The organism is Corallincola platygyrae (assembly GCF_039544265.1).
Taxonomy (GTDB): domain Bacteria; phylum Pseudomonadota; class Gammaproteobacteria; order Enterobacterales; family Neiellaceae; genus Corallincola; species Corallincola platygyrae.
Map to the genome: position 1 here is coordinate 106,436 of NZ_BAABLI010000008.1, position 19,462 is coordinate 125,897.

Sequence of the window (19,462 nt, forward strand, 5' to 3'; positions counted from 1 at the left end):
TCAATACCCTTAAACAGGTTTATTTAGCGGCGTTGAAAATGCCAGCAAAATCAGCAGCTACCAGAGAGGCACCACCAACCAGACCGCCGTCGATGTCTTCCATCGCCATCAGTTCTGCTGCGTTGCCTGGCTTCATGCTACCGCCATAAAGGATCTGGATACCTGCAGCCACTTCTGCGTCTTTCTCTGCCAGCAGCTTACGGATCAGCGCGTGTGCTTCTTGAGCTTGCTCAGAAGTCGCTGTTACGCCTGTACCGATGGCCCAAACTGGCTCATAAGCGATAACGGCATTTTTATATGCTTCAATACCGTAAGCGTCGATAACGGCATTCACCTGAGTAGTGATTACTGATTCCAGTTTGCCAGCTTCACGCTCTTCCAGAGTTTCACCGATACACAGTACAGGTACCAGACCCGCATCCTGTGTTGCTTTGAATTTCTTCGCGATCAGTTCGTCAGATTCGTTGTGGTATGTACGACGCTCGCTGTGACCAACCAGAACGTAGCTAACACCGAACTCAGTCAGCATATCTGCAGACCATTCACCCGTGTATGCACCGCTGGATTGAACACTTACGTCCTGAGCACCGATGCAGATGTTGCTGTCACCTGCCAGTTCCTGGATCTGAGCAATGAAAACTGCAGGGGGGCAAACGCCGATGGTGACTGAATCAACACCAACAGCAGCGGCCTTCAGGCCTTCAATCAGTTCTGCGTTGCTGGCTTTGGTGCCGTTCATTTTCCAATTACCTAGTACCAGGGGGCGTCTCATTCGTTTTCTCCTGTCCGACTTTTGTGCGGAAATTGTTGTAAATTTACTAGCGAATAGTATGGCTTGATGCAACAAAAGTAGGGTTGACGCAAGTCAACCCTACTTTTAGAACTCTTGTCGTTCAGCTCTTTGCCAGCCCGCATCTTCAAGCTTTAGAGTATAGATGGCGTGTACCTGTTCGCCATATTTACCTATTGGCTTGGCTGGATAGCACAATAAAGTGTGCCATATCATGCCCGTTTGTGTTCAGGCTTGCAAAGCGTGAAAAGCACAATACCCTGTGCATAGGTATTACCACTAACTCGCGAACCCGTCTGCATGACTCTTTCTCGTTTTCGTTTATCTCTTTCAACCGTGATTTTATGGGCGTTATTTTTCGGTTTTTTGACCGGAATATTCTTTGGTGAAATGGTTGGCTGGATGAGTTGGATCGGTAATGCCGTCATCATGCTGATGCAGATGACCATTCTGCCCTATATTGTGGTGTCTTTGATTGGTGGTATCGGCAGGCTGACCAAGGAACATGCAAAGCAGATGTTTTCACGTGCATCTGTGGTTTTGTTGGCGATTTGGTTGGTTGGCATGATAGTGATATTGCTGACACCGCTGGCTTTTCCACATCTCGAGTCTGCATCATTCTTCAGTCGGTCATTAATCACGCCTCAGGCTGAAGTCGACTTTCTATCTATCTATATCCCGTCAAACCCGTTTCAGTCGATGGCGAATGGCGCGATCCCTGCGGTGGTACTGTTTTCCATCTCGCTCGGGGTCACGCTAATCAGCCTGAAACATAAAACTTCACTGTTGGATTCGTTGGGTACCCTGGCGGAAGCGCTCTCAAAGCTCAACGGCTTCTTGGTTAAAACCTTACCGATCAGTGTCTTTGCATTAACCGCCAGTGCTTCTGGCACATTGACGCTAGAGCAATTCGGCTCCTTGCAGGTCTATCTGGTGACCTACCTAGTGCTTTCTCTGGTGTTAACCTTCTGGGTGTTCCCCCATATGCTGGCCAGTATCAGCCCGTTTAAGACCGGGGAAGTGCTGGCAGTCAGCCGTGACGCCATGGTGACGGCATTTACCACTGGCAATGTGTTTGTCTTGCTGCCAGTCCTGGTTGAGGGTGCTAAACGGCTGTTTCGTAAAAATCGGATGCGGCAGGAAGATACCGACTATATGTTGGAAGTCCTGATGCCCATTGCCTATTCGTTCCCGAATGTAGGCAAATTGACGGTGCTGATGTTTGTGCTGTTTGCTGGTTGGTTTAACGGTAAGCCGATTGAGGCGACTGATATGCCGCTGTTCAGTCTAAGCGGAATCTTCAGCTTGTTTGGCAGCGTCAATGTTGCGATCCCGTTCATGTTGGACAGCTTTAAGCTACCCGCTGATATGTTTGAACTGTTTATTGTTTCAAACGTGCTCACAGGTAAGTTCAATTCGCTGGTAGCGGCGATGCAACTGCTGATCTTCGTATTGCTGGCGGTCGCCGTGATACAGAATCAAGCCAAACTAAACCTGGCCAGTATTGCACGGTTTGCTGTGCTCGGATTGGGCGTGAGTTTTATCGTGCTGTTTGGTAGCCGCTTTGTGAATGGCATCTTCCTTGGTGATGACAACCGGTTAGGTGAGCAGTTATCGGCAATGCGGGTACCTGACCGGGTACCTGAGCATGTTTATGCGCAAATCCCTAAGTCCTACACAGGCGGTGAGTTTGCCCTCACTAACATTGAAGTCATTAAAAAGCGTGGCGTATTGCGAGTGGGTTATAGCCCTACCAACGTACCGTTTTCATTCTTTAACCGCGATGGTCGATTGGTCGGATTCGATATCTCTTTAGCTCACCAGTTGGCAAAAGATCTTGGTGTAAAGGTGGAGTTCATTCCTTTTGTTCGCGACAACCTGCGCCTGCCACTGAACCGAGGGTACTTCGATGTTGCCATGTCCGGTATTAAACTGGACGTGTATGACATTCAACACATGAGCTTCACCACGCCGGTTCTGGAGCTGAATCTTTCTATCATGGCGTCGGACTACCGCCTCAGAGAGTTCGAATCAATGGAGAAGTTGAGAGAACATGAAGGGTTTACTCTGGCCACGGTGGAGCATATTCGTGAGTTGGACATTCTGCAGAACCAGTTGCCACAGATAGACACGGTGGCACTCTCTTCTTATGACGAGTTTTTCCAAAATCCGGATGATTATGATGCACTGCTAATCAGTGCCGAGTCAGGTTATGCATGGAGTATTCTTTATCCTCGCTATGGCGTGGTGTTGCCCACCCAACAGGGGAATCAGTTCGCGACCGGATATGTGGTCGCAAAACGTAACCGAGATCTGCTTGAGTTCCTTAACAGCTGGGTCACAGTGAAACGAAATAATGGCAGTATTCAGAGGCAATATGATTTCTGGATACTTGGCGGGGGGGCACAGGACAAGTCTCCTCGCTGGTCAGTTATCAGAGATGTATTGCACTGGGTCGAGTGACGATAAAATGACGCAGCGTAAAAAAAATGGCGCGTTGTTAAACATTTGTAAATTATTCGGGTAGACTGTCTCTCAATTCGCTTTGACCAGCACAGGATGTGCCTGAAATGTCATTGACTCAACGAGTCCTTAGTTTGCTGGCGATGATTTGTGTGCCAGCCCTGCTATTCCTCTGGATTTCATCCAGAGGGTTGTTATTTGATACCTTGAATCGTATCGAAAACATCGTTGCTGAAGATCAGTTGAGGCAGACCTACAGTCAGCTCGATTTCTACATAAAGCGCATGGAGCAGTGGGGGCAAGACTGGGCATATGACAAAAGCCTCATTGAATACCTGCGAAAACCCAATCAAAAATTTGAGCAAGATTCCTTTCCTGAAGACCTGTTGATTTATAACCGCTCTCATCTGGTTGTTTTCCTGGATGCGAAACAGAAGCTGTTGTTTGGTCGATTTATGCTCCCCAACAGCAACCGCGTTAGTGAGCTTCCGCAGCCAATACTCGAGCAAATGCAGGAAAAGCTTAGACATCATCAATCGACTGTTGAACGAGACCACCTCACCGGGATCTTTACCCTTGCGCAGACTCCGGCAATGTTAACAATGAGAGCGGTTTTTGACATTGAGAATCAGGGGCATTTGGCAGGGTATTTGGTATTTGCAGAGTATTTTGACACTGAACTGCTTTCGCGAATTTCCGGTGCAATGGGTTACCTGGTCAGCTTTGAACAGGCCAGTGTTGTGAATGTGCCAACGACGGAACCGTCTTTGTTTATGGGAAGAAGTGAGCGTCAGATTGATGTATCTCGGGCTCTATTTGGAATTGAGCATAACGAACAATATGCCTTGTCTGTTCATATGGACCGCTCAGCATTCTTGTCTGGTGCTGAGGGGGTGGAGCGTTATCTGATCCTCACCTTCGCGACCGTGCTGGCAATGATCGCTGTGCTTTATCTCTTTATACGACAATACGTTTCTGCACCTGTATCTGAATTAACCAAACAAGTTGAAAAGGTTGATGCAGATGGGTTCGCATTTTCACCGGTTGATAAAGGCAACAGCAGGGAGTTAAAGATCCTGGTAGCCAAGTTTAATGGCTTGATGGCGCGCTTATTTCAAGAGAAACAAAAAGCACAAACGACACTGGCCTCAATTGGTGATGCAGTTATCAGTGTCAATGAGCACGCGCTCATCACTTACGTCAGCCCGGTAGCGGAAAGTCTTTTTAATACAACAGCGTCTGAGTTGGAAGGTCGGTCTATCGATCAGCTTCTGATTTCGTTGGATGGTCGCTCAGTGAAGGAAGAGTTATCGCCTTTGTTGGAAGCTGGAGAGTGCCAGGATGAGCGGATACTCCGCCGAATCTCTGTCGGTGACAGATGTTTGAGTTTAGAACAGAGTATTTCGCCTCTTCGCAACCATCAGAATGAGATAAATGGAGCCGTATTGGTTCTTAGAGATGTCAGTGCGACCGAGCTCTTAAAACAGAAACTAGCACATCAGTCGGAGCATGATCCGGTCACAGGTTTGTATACGCGGGGTAGATTTGAACAACTCCTTGGCCTGTTGGATACAGAGTTGGCAACGGGTGAGCATGCTATCTGCTATCTCGATCTGGACAATTTTAAGCTGGTCAACGATAACTGCGGTCATGGCGTTGGAGATCGATTGTTGCGTGAGATCTCCGATGCTATCCGCCACTGTATCCGAGATTCTGATCTATTGGCCAGGATCGGTGGCGATGAATTTGTCCTGGTACTAAAGAGTATCGAGGCTGATGCGGTTACCCGAGTGGTTGAAAAGATCGCTGCCGAAATAGAGACCGTGCAAGTCTATTGGGGATCAACGGCTTACTCTGTCGGAGCTAGTATCGGTGTGAGTTTCCTTCAGCCTGGTAGCAGCAATTTGCGTAATGCGCTGCAAGAGGCCGATGCCGCATGTAGGAGTGCTAAATTGCCTGGTAGTAACAATATCTGTTTCTATGATCCTGAAAACCCGGAGCAATCCGTTCAGCGGCAGGCGCCACGATGGGCGGTGCGTATCAATGATGCGATAGAGCAGAATAAGCTGGAGCTCTATTACCAAGAGATCATGCCGCTGCATAATCGAGGAGACGGCCGCAGGCGTATTGAAGTTTTGGTAAGAATGATCGAACAAGGTGGAGAGCTGCTGTTGCCTGACAGTTTTTTGCCTGCGGCAGAGCGTTATCACCTCTGTGAAAAACTGGATCATTGGGTGTTGGAGCAAGTTTATGCCTGGTTGGCTCGCCATCCTGAGTGTTGGAATACCAGCCGATTGTGCGTCAATGTATCCACCGAGACCCTGGCGAGTGATAAGTTTGAATCCGTGCTGAGAACCTTGAGTAGTCGATATAAAGTGCCAGCAGAGAGTCTTTGCTTTGAAATTACGGAGCGAGCGGCCATCCGAAATCCTCAAAAGGTGATTGACTTGCTTACCCGCCTGAGGTTACAGGGGTATCGTTTTGCACTGGATGATTTTGGTAGCGGATTCTCGTCCTACGGGTATTTAAAACATCTGCCTGTTGATATGGTCAAGATTGATGGCGGTTTCATTCGAACTCTGAATGAAGATCCGAAAGATTTGGCATTGGTGCAATCCATCCACGAAGTGTGCGCCGTTCATGGTATGCAGACGGTTGCCGAGTATGTGGAAAGTGACGAAGTCTACGAACGCGTAAGTCAGATTGGTATCGATTATGCTCAGGGGTTCAGTATTGGCAGGCCAAAACCTCTCTCAGAGTTCACCACGACCGGCTGTAAGTTAAAAGTGGTGTAAGTTGTTCGCTCTATCGGGTAACAAAAAAGCCGGCGATTGCCGGCTTTTTTCATTAGAAATCGCCCGGCTAGCTGTTTTGCTCACGCTCAATCGCGCGATAGGCGATATCACTGCGGTGGAACATGCCATCCCAGCTGATTTGCTTCGCGAGCTTATAAGCTCGCTGCTGCGCTTCGGTAACCGTATTGCCCAAAGCAGTTGCGCACAACACGCGGCCGCCCGCAGTGACGATGTTGCCATCTTTCTCGGCGGTGCCTGCGTGGAACACTTTCTCGCCTTCTACTTCGCCTTCAGGCAGGCCATTGATCACAGTGCCTTTAGCATAATCACCCGGATATCCACCCGCTGCCAGCACGACACCGACAGAGGCGCGAGGATCATACTTGGCTTCTTTCTGAGCCAGCTCTCCGGCAATGGCTGCCAGGCAGAGGTCTACCAGGTCAGACTGCATGCGCAACATGATTGGCTGCGTTTCTGGATCACCGAAGCGACAGTTGTATTCAATGACCTTTGGTGTGCCATCTGCAGCGATCATCAGACCCGCGTAGAGGAAACCGACATAGGTATTACCTTCCGCAGCCATGCCTTCAACGGTAGGCATGATCACTTCACTCATAATGCGGTCATTGATCTCTGGCGTGACAACAGGCGCAGGAGAATAGGCACCCATACCACCAGTGTTTAGACCGGTATCACCATCACCCACACGCTTGTGGTCTTGGCTGGTCGCCATTGGCAAAACGTTTTTGCCATCAACCATCACGATGAAAGACGCTTCTTCACCTTCCAAAAACTCTTCGATAACCACACGGTGACCTGCATCACCGAAAGCGTTGCCAGCCAGCATGTCGCGGATCGCATCTTCAGCTTCCTGAAGCGTCATGGCGACAATCACACCTTTACCGGCAGCAAGACCGTCGGCCTTCACTACGATAGGTGCGCCTTTCTCACGAACGTAGGCCAGTGCTGGCTCAATTTCAGTGAAGTTCTCATACTCGGCTGTTGGGATCTTGTGGCGAGCCAGGAAGTCTTTAGTAAAGGCTTTAGAGCCTTCAAGTTGCGCTGCGCCTTTGCTTGGACCGAAGATTTTCAACCCTTCCGCTTCAAAGGCATCTACCACACCCTCTACCAAAGGTACTTCAGGACCAACGATGGTCAGGGTAACGTCATTGCTCTTTGCAAACGCAATAAGCGCAGGCTGGTCACTGACGCCAATGGCGACGTTTTCCAGCTTAGGCTCAATCGCGGTGCCCGCGTTACCTGGTGCAACAAACACTTTCTCAACACCGGCAGATTGTGCCGCTTTCCATGCCAGGGCGTGCTCACGGCCGCCGCTGCCGATTACCAAAACATTCATTTTCTTCTCCCTCTGGTTGGGGATGGATCCAAGCTGATTAATGCGCAAAAACCGCAACTAAACGTCACGGTTTCTGCATTTTTACTTTTTCACGCTGCTAAGCATTACGTTTTGCAGTGCGTTAAGCATTGCTTCAGGCCGTAGCTTAGTGACGGAAATGGCGCATGTTGGTAAATACCATCGCCATGCCATGTTCGTCAGCTGCTGCAATCACTTCGTCATCACGAATTGAACCGCCTGGCTGGATAACACAGCTGATGCCTGCTTTTGCCGCCGCGTCGATACCGTCACGGAACGGGAAGAAGGCGTCAGAGGCCATGACTGAACCAGCCACTTCCAAGCCTTCGTCAGCGGCTTTGATGCCTGCAATTTTTGCACTGTAAACGCGGCTCATCTGGCCAGCGCCAACACCGATAGTCATGCCGTCTTTGGCATAAACAATCGCGTTCGACTTAACGAACTTGGCCACTTTCCAGCAGAACAGCAGATCTTTCAGTTCTTGCTCGGTTGGTTTGCGCTTGGATACGACCGTCAGATCTTCCAGCGTCACCATACCTTGGTCACGATCTTGAACCAGCAGACCACCATTAACACGCTTGTAGTCGTATTCGCTGGTCTTCTTGTCCCAGTAGCCACACTCCAGCAGGCGAACGTTCTTTTTCGCTGCCACGATCTGAGCTGCGGCTGCGCTAACAGCGGGTGCGATGATCACTTCAACAAACTGACGGCTTACGATTGCTTCGGCAGTGTCAGCATCCAACTCCTGGTTAAAAGCAATGATGCCGCCAAAGGCAGAGGTTGGGTCAGTTTTGAATGCGCGATCGTAGGCTTCCAGTTGAGTTTTGCCCAGAGACACACCACAAGGGTTGGCATGCTTGACGATGACACAGGCTGGCTCGTCGAACTCTTTCACACATTCGAGTGCAGCGTCAGTATCGGCGATGTTGTTGTAGCTCAGTGCCTTACCTTGCAGCTGTTTGGCTGATGCCACAGACGCTTCCTGCAGGTTAGCTTCAACATAGAAAGCCGCGTTCTGGTGGCTGTTTTCACCATAACGCATGTCTTGCTTCTTGAGGAACTGGCTGTTGAATGTGCGAGGGAACTGGCTGTTCTCGCTATTTTCGTCGGTGTCGCCATAGCTTGGTACCTTGGTACCGAAGTAGTTGGCGATCATGCCGTCGTAGGCTGCTGTGTGCTCGAAGGCGGCTATGGCCAGATCGAAACGCGTTGCCAGGGCAAGTGAGCCTTGGTTTTCTTCCATTTCAGCCAGCACTCGGCCGTAGTCGCTGGCGTTAACCACGATAGTGACATCTTTGTGGTTTTTCGCTGCTGAACGAACCATGGTAGGGCCACCGATATCGATGTTTTCAACCGCATCTTCCAGTGTGCAATCTGGGTTTGCCACCGTAGCGGCAAATGGGTAGAGGTTAACGACAACCATATCGATTGGGTTGATGCCGTGGGTGTTCATCACTGCGTCATCTTGCTCGCGACGACCCAGGATCCCGCCATGAACTTTTGGATGCAGTGTTTTAACACGGCCATCCATCATTTCTGGGAATCCGGTGTAGTCAGAGACTTCAATAACATCAATGCCCTGTTCGGCAAGCAGGCGGGCAGTACCGCCAGTAGAAAGGATTTCAACGCCCTTTTCGGCAAGTGCGCGAGCGAACTCTACGATACCGGTCTTGTCTGACACGCTGATAAGCGCACGGCGGATCGGTCTAGCAGCTTCCATCGAGTAATCTTCCTCAACTCAATTGATTGGTGGGGTTAGTTTAGCTTCCCAAAGGTGACCATGTTCCCATTTAGAGACAGGTCTTAAATAGACGAAAGGGCCCAATTGGGCCCTGTCGATATAGATTAGTTCATTCCGTATTTTTTGAGCTTCTTACGCAGCGTACCGCGGTTGACACCCAGCAAGTTCGACGCACGGGTCTGATTGCCACGGGTATAAGTCATTACTTCTTCGAGCAGTGGCGCTTCAACTTCAGACAGGAACAGCTCGTACAGGTCATTGATGTCCTGGCCGTTCAGCTGAGTCAGGTAGTTGCGCATTGCTTTCTTTACTGACTCACGCAGAGGTGTTGCATTGTTAGTGCCAGTTACCTGCGTTGCAGTACCCATAACTTCGGATTTCAGATTAGTCTCAAACATACGCCTTAGCTCGCTAAAATTTTCTGATTAATTTTCTGATGCAAAGAATGCATTTAACGCGCTCAGCTGTTCCATCGCTGACGACAGCCCGTTAAAGTTGCTTCGAAATTCCCTGGTGGGGTCAATTGACTGCAAGTACCAGCCCACATGTTTGCGGACGATTCGCGGCCCTGTCACCTCACCATAAAACTCATGCAGCGCTTCCACGTGCGCTAACACAATATCGCGGATCTCCTCCGCGGGCGGCTCTGACAAATGCTCACCCGTTTCCAGGTAGTGGGCAATTTGCTTAAACAGCCAAGGTCTTCCTTGAGCAGCTCTGCCTATCATCAGGGCATCTGCACCTGTGGTATTCAGAACCTGTTGCGCTTTCTCTGGGCTGTCGATATCACCGTTGGCGATAACGGGGATGGACACGGCTTGCTTTACAGCGGCTATGGTGTCGTACTCCGCATCACCCTTATACATACAGGCGCGTGTGCGACCATGCATGGCTATTGCCTGAATGCCGCATTGCTCGGCCAGGCGGGCGATCTCGACCCCGTTTTTATGTTCGGGTTCCCATCCGGTTCGGGTCTTTAATGTCACAGGCACTTCGACGGCGTTTACCACCGTGGTCAGTATCTGTTCGACCAGTTCCGGGTGTTGCAAAAGCGCTGAACCAGCCAGCTTTTTGTTCACCTTTTTCATCGGACAGCCCATATTGATATCAATAATCTGGGCACCGTTGGCAACATTAAAGCGGGCGGCTTCTGCCATCAGCTCGGGATCTGAACCTGCGATCTGTACCGACCGTATGCCAGACTCTCCAGCGTGATCCATGCGCTTTTGCGATTTTTCTGTTCCCCAGACTTTAGGGTTACTTGAAAGCATCTCTGAAACCGCCAAACCCGCGCCCATCTTGCGGCACAGCTGTCGGTAAGGTCGATCAGTAATTCCCGCCATCGGAGCGACAATCAGCGGATTGTCTAGACGGTAAGGACCAATCGTAATGCTCAAAGTTTCACCACCTGTCTGTTGAGAGCGGCGTAGTTTACTCGGTTTTTATGCTGCACGAAAGGTCAGTTTTTAGCCTTTTGTGTAGCGATTGACCAGACGCAAAACCGAGGCACTTTTTTATTAAGTATTTGTGCAAGTTAAGCTACTGAATTGTCATTGAAATAGTCGGTTATGTAGCTATTTCGCTACACCACTGATACGGGCCCACTCCTCTTGATGAATGATGGGATCCAGTGTAATGGCACCGCTGTAGGCGGTAGCAACGTCTTCAGCCTGACTCTCTAGCACGCCTGACAGTGCAAGGTGTCCGCCACTTTTTGGCAGGGTGACGATCTGTGAGGCCAACTGCTTGAGTGGGCCTGCGAGGATATTGGCAACCACTACATCCGCCTTGAGATTGTCTGGCTGTTGCTCTGGCAGGTATAGCTCGAGGCGGTCAGAGACACCGTTGCGCTCAGCATTATCTCGGCTGGCCTGAATGGCCTGAGGGTCGATATCGATGCCAATGGCGTGTTTCGCACCCAACTTAAGCGCGGCAACGGCGAGAATGCCTGAGCCACAGCCAAAGTCGATGACGGTCTTGTCTTTCAGCTCCAGGCTATCGAGCCACTGCAGGCAAAGAGAAGTCGTTGGATGAGTGCCGGTACCAAATGCCAGTCCGGGATCGAGTATCACATTAACCGCATCCGGGGCCGGGGCATCTCGCCAGCTTGGGCAGATCCAGAGGCGTTTGCCAAACTGCATCGGGTGGAAGTTGTCCATCCACTCCCTTTCCCAGTCTTTGTCTTCCAAAGGTTCTAGCTTGTAGCGTTGGCCTTCACTAAGTCCGCCATGGTGTTGTAGATAGTTCACCACGATGTCCATATCGGCCTCGGCATCCCAAAGACCCATCACATCGGTTTCTCCCCACAGCCGAGTTTCGCCAGGCAAAGGTTCAAATACTGGCGTGTCTTTGGAATCGAGAAAGGTGACAGAAAGTGCACCGCAGGCAGACATCAGATCGCCAACTTTTTCGGCAGTTTCGGCGGTGGCATTGAGACGGAGTTGAAGCCAGGGCATGAGGAACCTCGCAAGCTAGGGTAGGTTTTAATGGGCGGATTGTAGCGGTCTGGGGAGCGTTAATACAGAGAGATAACCGATTGGTCAGATTTTCTATTTTTGCTGACGTGAAAAAACGTGCCTGCGTCACTTGCATATGGTCAATTATGAGACAAACTTGAGTAATAACTCTAATGACGCTGATATTGATAAGTCAGCATGGTTGAACGCTTGGAGGCTCTTACCCATGTTAGATCTCTTGCCCGATCTATATGACCTTTATTCAGATCGCCTGCGCCTACTCAATCTCAACTGGAAACATTTTGGTGATAAGCCCATATTCTGGGGGCCGGTTCAGACAGTCAGTTGTTTCGAAGACAACAGTAAGGTCGCGGAGTTGCTTGCCTCACCTGGCGATGGACAGGTGCTACTGGTCGACGGTGCGGCGTCCCACAACCGGGCGTTGTTAGGAGACAATCTGGCACAAAAGGGCATTGATAATGGCTGGGCTGGGGTTGTCATCAATGGCTGTATGCGAGATGCAGGTACCATTAATCAGATGCCAATTGGTGTCAAAGCATTGGGTACCTGCCCAATAAAAACTGATAAGCGCGGACAGGGAGAGGTAGGTATCGCTGTAGAGATAGCGGGCATCGAGATCCATCCCGGCGAATATCTTTATGCTGATTTGAATGGGATTGCTGTCAGCGACCAGGCCTTGGCGATCCCCAACCTAGAATAATGCACTATTTAGGTAGCCTGTCAGGTAGCCTGCACGTGGTTTTCGCCCACGCTGTAGGCGATAACCTGGCTGATTTGAGTCAGTGGCCGTTGTGATTGTTCGGCCCATTGATTAAAGGCTTGCTGCACCGCTTTCAGATCCCTTTGGCTGGTAGGGTTTTTATCCACTACCCCTGCGCCAACTAAATGGGCAACCACATCCTTGCTCAACACAAAGGTGTCCTTACCCATGCGGCGCAACATATAGGCCCCACTATTGCCACCCAATCGAGCGCCATTTTTTTTCAGCCACAACCATAAGCCGGTGATGTCATCGCTGGGCCAGTCAGCAATAAACCTGGCAAAACTGCCATGTTGTTTTGCCACGTCTAGAATCATCTGCGCGTTTTTCGGGACCGTAGCTATCTTCTGACCATTGCGGACGATACTGGCGTCCTGCATTAGGCGATCAATATGAATATCGTTCAGTAGCACCATCTTTTCGGGGGCAAAGCCAAAGAAGGCTTTTTCAAACGCGGGCCACTTGTCTTCAATTACACGCCAGACAAAGCCACTTTGGAAAATGACTTTGGTGATGGTCGCCAGAAAGCGATCGTCAGGAATATGCGCAAGCTCAGCCGAAGAGAGTGGTTCTCCAAGCAGAAATTCCAAGGCGCGTTCGCCACCTTTACGTTCAGCGGCACGGTGATAAATACGATCAAAGGTTTCTATGGCCATGAAGGTTCCAGTCTTGTTGATTATGCGTCGGCATTGTTTGCAGTTTGGCTTTTGGGTGTGGCGATATGCTCCCTGGCTTTAGGACTGAAGATAGCCACTACTACAAAACCAAAAATGACATATACCGCTGCCAGGCCAATACCGATGATACGCGCATAAAATTTTTCATCAGCGTCGCCCCCAAAGTCGCCCGTGGTTGAGCCTATTAACAGTAATACAGTGGAAAATGCTGTTGCATACAGAGGTGCGGTTGGGCGATCTGAAAACAGCCGCTGGGAGAACAGTAGAGCGGTTGCAAACACAAAGATGATCAATGCGGTCAACTCTGGCATGGCTACCAGTAGCTGGAATAGCAGGAGGGCAACCAGACCGCCTGAAAAGTTGGCCAATAACAGGGCTAATGCACCTTTACCACTTTTTTGTAGATTGGGATTGAGTGCCAGTAGGCAGATAAACACCAGTGTTAGCAGGTGACTGGTGATGCCCCAGTAGTAAAACAAAACTACAGCAGGTGCTACCACAGAGGTTGAAATGAGTGCAGATCGGGTCGCGTCTGCCTCACTGATTGGATCGGGTTTGGGTGCTTGGGCCGCAGGCGCATCGGTTCCCAAATCGGGGACCAGGGTATGACTTAGCCACAGGAAAAACACGGCAAATAGTCCAGCAGTTGCCAACCCTCCGGCAACCATCAATGCCAATGCCTGATGGGTTAGTGCCACTACGGGGACCATGGTGATCGCGATAAGCAACATGGCACTGACAATCGCGGGCGCACCTTTGGCCGCAGAGTAGAAAATTCTGAACAGCAGCAGTATCACCAGCAGCATGCAAGGCAATGGATAGCGGAGAGTGGCCGCGGAAAACAGCAAGCCAAACAGTGCACTACCTGCGATTAAGACAATGATCTTGAGACCGCTGCTGACATCGAGGCAGGGTTGGCTGTTCCCCAGCAAAGACACGGTTAGCACTGGGATCAGATAACCCACCGGCATTCCGGACACTGCCGCGAACGCCATCGCTAATGTCGTGCCAATGGCAAACCTCAGCATCCGCCGCTGTTGCGGATCCTGTGGTAGCCACCCCGCCAACTGTTTGCCCAAATTAGTAGGCATAGCTCAACAGACTTTTCACACGGATCCAAAGCTTACCGATACCGTTCATGATCCAGTTATCACCTGTGTATACGATGACATCTACCTGGCCACCGACGCGGCGTAAGCCTTTACTTTCATCGTCGCTGAAACGAATAATGACCGGAATTCGCTGAGCTTCTCGCAACCAGCCACTTGAACTATTGATGGTTTGTAGCTGACCCAGTTGGTTATTGTTATCCCAGCTGACACCGTATCCAACACTGGCAACCTTGCCTTTAAAGACTCGCGCGGGCGCGGCATCGAGCACCATCTCGACTTCGTCTCCGGGGGTTATGTTGCCCAAGTTGTTCTCACGCATGTAGGCTTCAACCCACACATCTTCAGCTGAGATAAAGGTCATTAACGGCGCACCTGTCTGTGCGTAGTGTCCCTCAGCAACCTGTAGGTTGGTAACAGCGCCAAGGTAAGGGGCTTTTACCGTGGTGTTTTGCAGATCTAGTCGGGCCTGGCGCAGTGCTGTGATGGCGTTACGCATGTTGGCGTTTTCTTCGCCTTCCGCGCCCAGTTTTTGTTTAGCAGCACGCAGATCCGCTTCTGCCTTGGCTAGGCTGGCGCGAGCTTTCTTCACGCCGGCAATCGCTTGATCACCAAAAGAGGCCGCCATAATGCCTTGTTTGGTCAGGGTCAGAGTACGCTTGGCCTGCGCTTCGCGGTTGGTCAGGTGTGCCTGTGCATTCAGTACAGCGGCTTGTGCTGCGCTTACCGCTTCTATATCTGCACCAACGCCCTGACCTGCTAATTCCAGATTAGCTTCCGCCTGCGATACCGCGAGTTGATATCTTTCAGGATCGATCTGAAACAGCAGGTCATCCTGTTGCACAACTTGGTTATTTTCAACACCGACGGTTTGAATGGAACCGGGTACTTCAGACGCAATCGGGATGACAAAGGCTCGCAGTCGTGCTTGGTCGGTGGAGGGGGTGATGCGGTCAGCAATCAAGTACCAAAGTAGTAACAACCCCGCCACTATAAGAATGGTTTGAGTCAGTTTTTTCACTTTATTGGCTTTCGCCGTTGCATCTGCGCTTGAGCTTTCGGTACTGGTTACTTCTGTGTCAGCGGCTTTTGTGTTGGCCTTTTCTGACGTGGATTGCTCGTTTTCCTTGTCACTCATCCCCTAAAACCCTTGTTGCATGCGTTTTTGCTTGTTATGAGGCCAAGAGTAGAACGGAAAAGGGATAGATGACAAGCGGCCCAACCTTATGATTAGGCCGCAAAAAAGGAAAGTGGGTTACTGATTCAGCAGGAACTGACGTACATCGTCGGTCAGTTGCTTCAGGCTGGGCTCGTGTACGTACATCATATGGCCAGCCGGGTAATAGGTCATGGTGACGCGTTGCGGGTCGATACCATAGTGAGCAAAACTCTGTTCAGTGGCAAAGAACGGCGTGGCGAGGTCATAGTAACCATTGGCAATAAAGACTCGCAGATCTCTGTTTTGGCGCATGCCTTTGGCGATCAGAGGTGCTACGTTTATAACGTTTTCTTCCCTTGGCGAACCACCCATGGACCAATCCCAGGCAACATACACCTTGCTGTTTAGGATTTGGTAGGTTTCTGGCCGTTCAACACCGATTTGGCGACCCAGATAATCATTGATGGCAGCCGTGTAGGCTGCAGCAATACCATAGCCGGAAGGATCAGCTTCAAACATCTCGCCAGCACTATCGGCATCGGTTCCTAAGTAGCGACTGTCGAGTCGACCAACCACCTGGCCCTTATCCCGCAGCAGCTCTTTCATAAAACGCATCTCATGAATACGCATATCGGTCGATTCCAAGTATTGCTTAGACAGCCCCGTGTACTGATGCAATTTGTCGATGATCTGTGCCCGTTCCTCTTTGCTCAAGCGACTGCCTTTGCCCAGTGCAACGGTATAGTCATTCAGTGCAAACTCGCGCACTTCATCTAAAAACGGCGCCAGCAGTTCAGGTTTGTTTGGCAGTGCATCGTGATACCAGGCGGTGGCGGCATAGGTAGGCAGGAAGTTCACAAATGCCTGCTCATTGCCGGGGAAGAAATCGCCGGTCTGGTAATCCACAATCGCTGAGATAAGCAAGATGCCGTTAAGGTTAACTGCGTTCCAGCCCTCTTGTAGCTCTCTGACCAAGGCGCCGATACGTGTCGTGCCATAGCTTTCACCGGCAAGGTAACGTGGCGTATTCCAACGCTGGTGCTCACTGATAAAGTGACGGACAAAACGAGACAAGATCTGGGCATCTTTTTTCACACCCCAGAAGTCTTCGTTTTTGTACTCACCGATGGCGCGGGAGTATCCGGTACCCACAGGATCAACAAACACCAGATCGGCGATATCCAGCATCGCCAGCGGGTTATCAATCAGGGGATAGGGGGGCGCACCAGCATTTTCACCCTGGGAAGGCACCACCACACGTTTAGGACCAAAACCACCCAGGTGCAGCCAAACAGATGCACTGCCCGGTCCACCATTAAAGAAGAAGATCAGTGGGCGTTGTTGCTCATTGGTGTCTTCAGCAAAATAAGCCGTGCTGAAGATGCTGGCCATCGGCTTGCCTTCATCATCCTGCAGATGTGTATCCGCAGCGATCACGCGATAGCTGACTTTTTTATTGTGGAATTTTCCGCTGCGCTGTTTTTCAACATGCACAGGGTCAGGCGTGACGATAGGATCAGCAGGTGCTTCTTCTGCCTGCAAACCATAGTTGAACATCAAACAGAAGATGCCCGCGTAGATAAAAGGAAGCGTTTTCATTGAGTTCTCGGAACCGTACGTGATGAGCAGTAAAGTGATACCAATCCGAATAAGAATATGCTCTACCATCGGGAATTTGAATCACTTTATGCGGATTGGTATCAAACAGGCTTACTAGCTTGTGGCAAGTGCCTGGCTCGGCAGAAAACAAAAAGGCTGCCGAAGCAGCCTTTTTTAGGAGAAACTAAGCGGCATTACTGTAGGCCCAGTTTTTTCTCCAGATAGTGGATGTTGGCGCCGCCAAACTGGAAGTTCTCGTCCGCCATAATCTCTTTGTGTAGATTGATGTTGGTCTTGATACCTTCCACCACGATCTCGTTGAGCGCGTGCTTCATACGTGCAATCGCCACATCACGACTTTCACCGTAACAGATCAGCTTACCTACCATGGAGTCATAGTTAGGTGGTACTGAGTAGTTGGTGTAGATGTGAGAGTCCCAACGTACGCCCAGGCCACCCGGCGCGTGGAAGCGCTTGATGTTGCCCGGCGACGGGATGAAGGTTTTTGGATCTTCGGCGTTTATACGACACTCGATAGCGTGGCCGCGGATCTTAATTTCGTCCTGGGTGTAGCTCAGCGGCTGACCTGCAGCAACACGCAGCTGCTCTTTGATCAGGTCAACACCAGTGACCATCTCTGTGACAGGATGCTCTACCTGAATACGGGTGTTCATCTCGATGAAATAGAACTCGCCGTTTTCAAACAGGAATTCAAAGGTACCGGCGCCACGATAGCCGATTTCGACACAAGCGCGGCAACAGCGTTCGCCGATAAAGCGGCGCATGTCATCAGTGATACCTGGTGCAGGTGCTTCTTCCACAACTTTCTGGTGGCGACGCTGCATTGAACAGTCACGTTCACCAAAATGTACGGCATTGCCCTGACCGTCGGCCATTACCTGAACTTCGATATGGCGTGGGTTTTCAAGGAATTTCTCCATGTAAACCATATCGTTGTTGAAGGCGGCTTTGGCTTCGGCGCGGGTCAGTGCAATCGATTGGATCAGCTCTTTCTCTTCACGAACCACCCGCATACCACGACCACCGCCACCACCCGAGGCTTTGATGATCACTGGGTAGCCAATACGTTTGGCGATAGCGACGTTTTTCGCTTCATCATCGCCCAGTGGGCCATCTGAACCTGGTACGCAAGGCACGCCTGCCTTTTTCATCGCTTCGATCGCCGATACCTTGTCACCCATCAGGCGAATGGTGTCAGCTTTCGGGCCGATAAAGATAAATCCGCTCTTCTCCACCTGCTCGGCAAACTCGGCATTTTCTGCCAGGAAGCCGTAACCCGGGTGGATTGCCACAGCATCACTGACTTCGGCAGCAGCGATAATGGCAGGGACATTCAAGTAACTTTCTGGCGCAGGGGCCTTACCGATACAGATAGACTCATCGGCCAGAAGAACGTGTTTCAGATCGCGGTCAGCAGTTGAGTGCACTGCCACCGTTTTGATCCCCAGCTCTTTACAAGCGCGGAGGATCCTAAGTGCGATTTCGCCTCGGTTGGCGATGACGACTTTATCCAGCATGACAGGTCTCTTTGTTATTCGATAACAAACATAGGTTCGTCGAACTCAACGGCATCACCGTTGGTAACCAGGATCTCTTTTACAACACCTGAGGTGTCAGCTTCGATCTGGTTCATCATCTTCATCGCTTCAACGATGCAGAGTACGTCGCCCGCATTCACGTGCTGACCTACTTCGGCAAATGGCTTAGCTTCAGGAGAAGAGGCGCGATAGAAAGTGCCGACCATTGGAGAACGGATGATATGGCCAGTAGGCTCAGCAGCGGCTGCCGGTGCCTCTGCAGCAGGTGCTGCCGCCGCAGCTGGCGCCGCTGCAGGTGCAGGTGCTGCTTGATATTGAACCGGTGCGGATACAACGGCACTGCCGCCGCAACTGATGCGAACGGATTCTTCACCCTCGGTGATTTCCAGTTCGTTGATACCTGATTCTTCAACTAACTCAATCAGCTTTTTGATTTTGCGAATGTCCATGGATCTCTCTCTGCGTTAGTTCGTTGTTTTAGCTGTTAGGAAGCAGACGGCGACAAGCCGCCTGCAATGCAAATTCGTACCCCTGAGTACCAAAGCCACAGATCACACCCTCTGCCACATCAGACAGGTAGGAGTGATGACGGAAGGTTTCCCGCGCATGGACATTGGACAGGTGGATTTCGATAAACGGGATGGCAACACCAAGCAAGGCATCTCGGATCGCCACACTGGTGTGGGTAAACGCTGCCGGGTTGATGATAATGAAATCAACTTTGCCACGAGCTTTATGGATAGCTTCTATCAGCTCGTGCTCCGCATTACTTTGTAAATGGGTCAGTTGAACGCCTAAATCAGCGGCCTGTGCATCCAGAGATTGGACGACATCAGTGAGGGTTTGGTGACCGTAGATTTCCGGTTCACGTAATCCCAGTAAATTTAGGTTAGGGCCATTTAGCAGTAAAATGTTGGGTTTTGCTTCCATCATGCAGGCTTTTTGTTGTTATCAGTTT

16 protein-coding genes are annotated in these 19,462 nt (G+C 50.6%); 3 read left to right on the top strand and 13 right to left on the bottom strand.

All coding sequences use genetic code 11. The features are described 5' to 3' along the window. Window positions 1-19: 19 nt before the first annotated feature. A complete protein-coding gene (gene tpiA / locus ABEA14_RS06015; RefSeq protein WP_345338983.1) occupies window positions 20-772 on the bottom strand; it encodes a triose-phosphate isomerase in 753 nt (250 codons plus the stop codon). Window positions 773-1,090: 318 nt separating this feature from the next. On the opposite strand from tpiA, the gene ABEA14_RS06020 reads away from it, so the two are divergent. Then, a complete protein-coding gene (locus tag ABEA14_RS06020; protein WP_345338985.1) occupies window positions 1,091-3,253 on the top strand; it encodes a cation:dicarboxylate symporter family transporter in 2,163 nt (720 codons plus the stop codon). Between the two features lie 107 nt (window positions 3,254-3,360). Further along, a complete protein-coding gene (locus ABEA14_RS06025) occupies window positions 3,361-6,048 on the top strand; it encodes an EAL domain-containing protein (RefSeq protein ID WP_345338986.1) in 2,688 nt (895 codons plus the stop codon). A gap of 67 nt (window positions 6,049-6,115) precedes the next feature. Here the strand turns inward: ABEA14_RS06025 and purD are convergent, their stop codons facing one another. The 5 genes from purD to prmA all read right to left on the bottom strand — a co-directional run bounded on the left by purD (window position 6,116) and on the right by prmA (window position 11,620). Next, window positions 6,116-7,405 (bottom strand): phosphoribosylamine--glycine ligase, encoded by a 1,290-nt coding sequence (gene purD / locus ABEA14_RS06030; RefSeq protein ID WP_345338987.1) that lies wholly within the window; start codon window positions 7,403-7,405, stop codon window positions 6,116-6,118. Between the two features lie 145 nt (window positions 7,406-7,550). Continuing rightward, a complete protein-coding gene (gene purH, locus ABEA14_RS06035) occupies window positions 7,551-9,143 on the bottom strand; it encodes a bifunctional phosphoribosylaminoimidazolecarboxamide formyltransferase/IMP cyclohydrolase (protein ID WP_345338988.1) in 1,593 nt (530 codons plus the stop codon). Window positions 9,144-9,268: 125 nt separating this feature from the next. Continuing rightward, on the bottom strand, window positions 9,269-9,562 hold the full coding sequence (gene fis, locus ABEA14_RS06040; RefSeq protein ID WP_345338989.1) for a DNA-binding transcriptional regulator Fis: 294 nt from the start codon (window positions 9,560-9,562) through the stop codon (window positions 9,269-9,271). Window positions 9,563-9,589: 27 nt separating this feature from the next. Further along, window positions 9,590-10,555, bottom strand: coding sequence for a tRNA dihydrouridine synthase DusB (gene dusB / locus ABEA14_RS06045; RefSeq protein WP_345339413.1), 966 nt, complete (start codon window positions 10,553-10,555; stop codon window positions 9,590-9,592). 183 nt (window positions 10,556-10,738) lie between these two features. Continuing rightward, window positions 10,739-11,620, bottom strand: a complete 882-nt coding sequence (gene prmA, locus ABEA14_RS06050) for a 50S ribosomal protein L11 methyltransferase (protein ID WP_345338990.1) — start codon at window positions 11,618-11,620, stop codon at window positions 10,739-10,741. A gap of 226 nt (window positions 11,621-11,846) precedes the next feature. Between prmA and ABEA14_RS06055 the strand changes: the two genes are divergently transcribed. Further along, window positions 11,847-12,341, top strand: a complete 495-nt coding sequence (locus tag ABEA14_RS06055; protein ID WP_345338991.1) for a putative 4-hydroxy-4-methyl-2-oxoglutarate aldolase — start codon at window positions 11,847-11,849, stop codon at window positions 12,339-12,341. A 20-nt stretch (window positions 12,342-12,361) separates the two neighbouring features. On the opposite strand, the gene ABEA14_RS06060 is transcribed toward ABEA14_RS06055, so the two are convergent. The 7 genes from ABEA14_RS06060 to aroQ form a co-directional block, all read right to left on the bottom strand. Then, window positions 12,362-13,057, bottom strand: coding sequence for a DNA-3-methyladenine glycosylase I (locus ABEA14_RS06060; protein ID WP_345338992.1), 696 nt, complete (start codon window positions 13,055-13,057; stop codon window positions 12,362-12,364). 20 nt (window positions 13,058-13,077) lie between these two features. Beyond that, the gene (locus tag ABEA14_RS06065; RefSeq protein ID WP_345338993.1) at window positions 13,078-14,169 is read right to left on the bottom strand and encodes a DUF2955 domain-containing protein; all 1,092 of its coding nucleotides are present in this window, start codon (window positions 14,167-14,169) and stop codon (window positions 13,078-13,080) included. Beyond that, the gene (locus ABEA14_RS06070) at window positions 14,159-15,325 is read right to left on the bottom strand and encodes an HlyD family secretion protein (RefSeq protein WP_345338994.1); all 1,167 of its coding nucleotides are present in this window, start codon (window positions 15,323-15,325) and stop codon (window positions 14,159-14,161) included. The genes ABEA14_RS06065 and ABEA14_RS06070 overlap by 11 nt, the downstream gene beginning before the upstream one ends. A gap of 117 nt (window positions 15,326-15,442) precedes the next feature. Continuing rightward, window positions 15,443-16,945: a S10 family peptidase gene (locus ABEA14_RS06075; RefSeq protein WP_345338995.1), complete on the bottom strand. Its 1,503-nt coding sequence runs from the start codon at window positions 16,943-16,945 to the stop codon at window positions 15,443-15,445. 194 nt (window positions 16,946-17,139) lie between these two features. Beyond that, window positions 17,140-18,483 (bottom strand): acetyl-CoA carboxylase biotin carboxylase subunit, encoded by a 1,344-nt coding sequence (gene accC, locus ABEA14_RS06080; RefSeq protein ID WP_345338996.1) that lies wholly within the window; start codon window positions 18,481-18,483, stop codon window positions 17,140-17,142. A gap of 14 nt (window positions 18,484-18,497) precedes the next feature. Next, entirely contained in the window at window positions 18,498-18,953 is a 456-nt protein-coding gene (gene accB / locus ABEA14_RS06085) for an acetyl-CoA carboxylase biotin carboxyl carrier protein (protein ID WP_345338997.1), read from the bottom strand. A 28-nt stretch (window positions 18,954-18,981) separates the two neighbouring features. Beyond that, window positions 18,982-19,434 carry a type II 3-dehydroquinate dehydratase gene (gene aroQ / locus ABEA14_RS06090; protein ID WP_345339414.1) on the bottom strand — a complete coding sequence of 151 codons (453 nt, stop codon included), beginning with the start codon at window positions 19,432-19,434 and terminating at the stop codon, window positions 18,982-18,984. Window positions 19,435-19,462 lie beyond the last annotated feature (28 nt).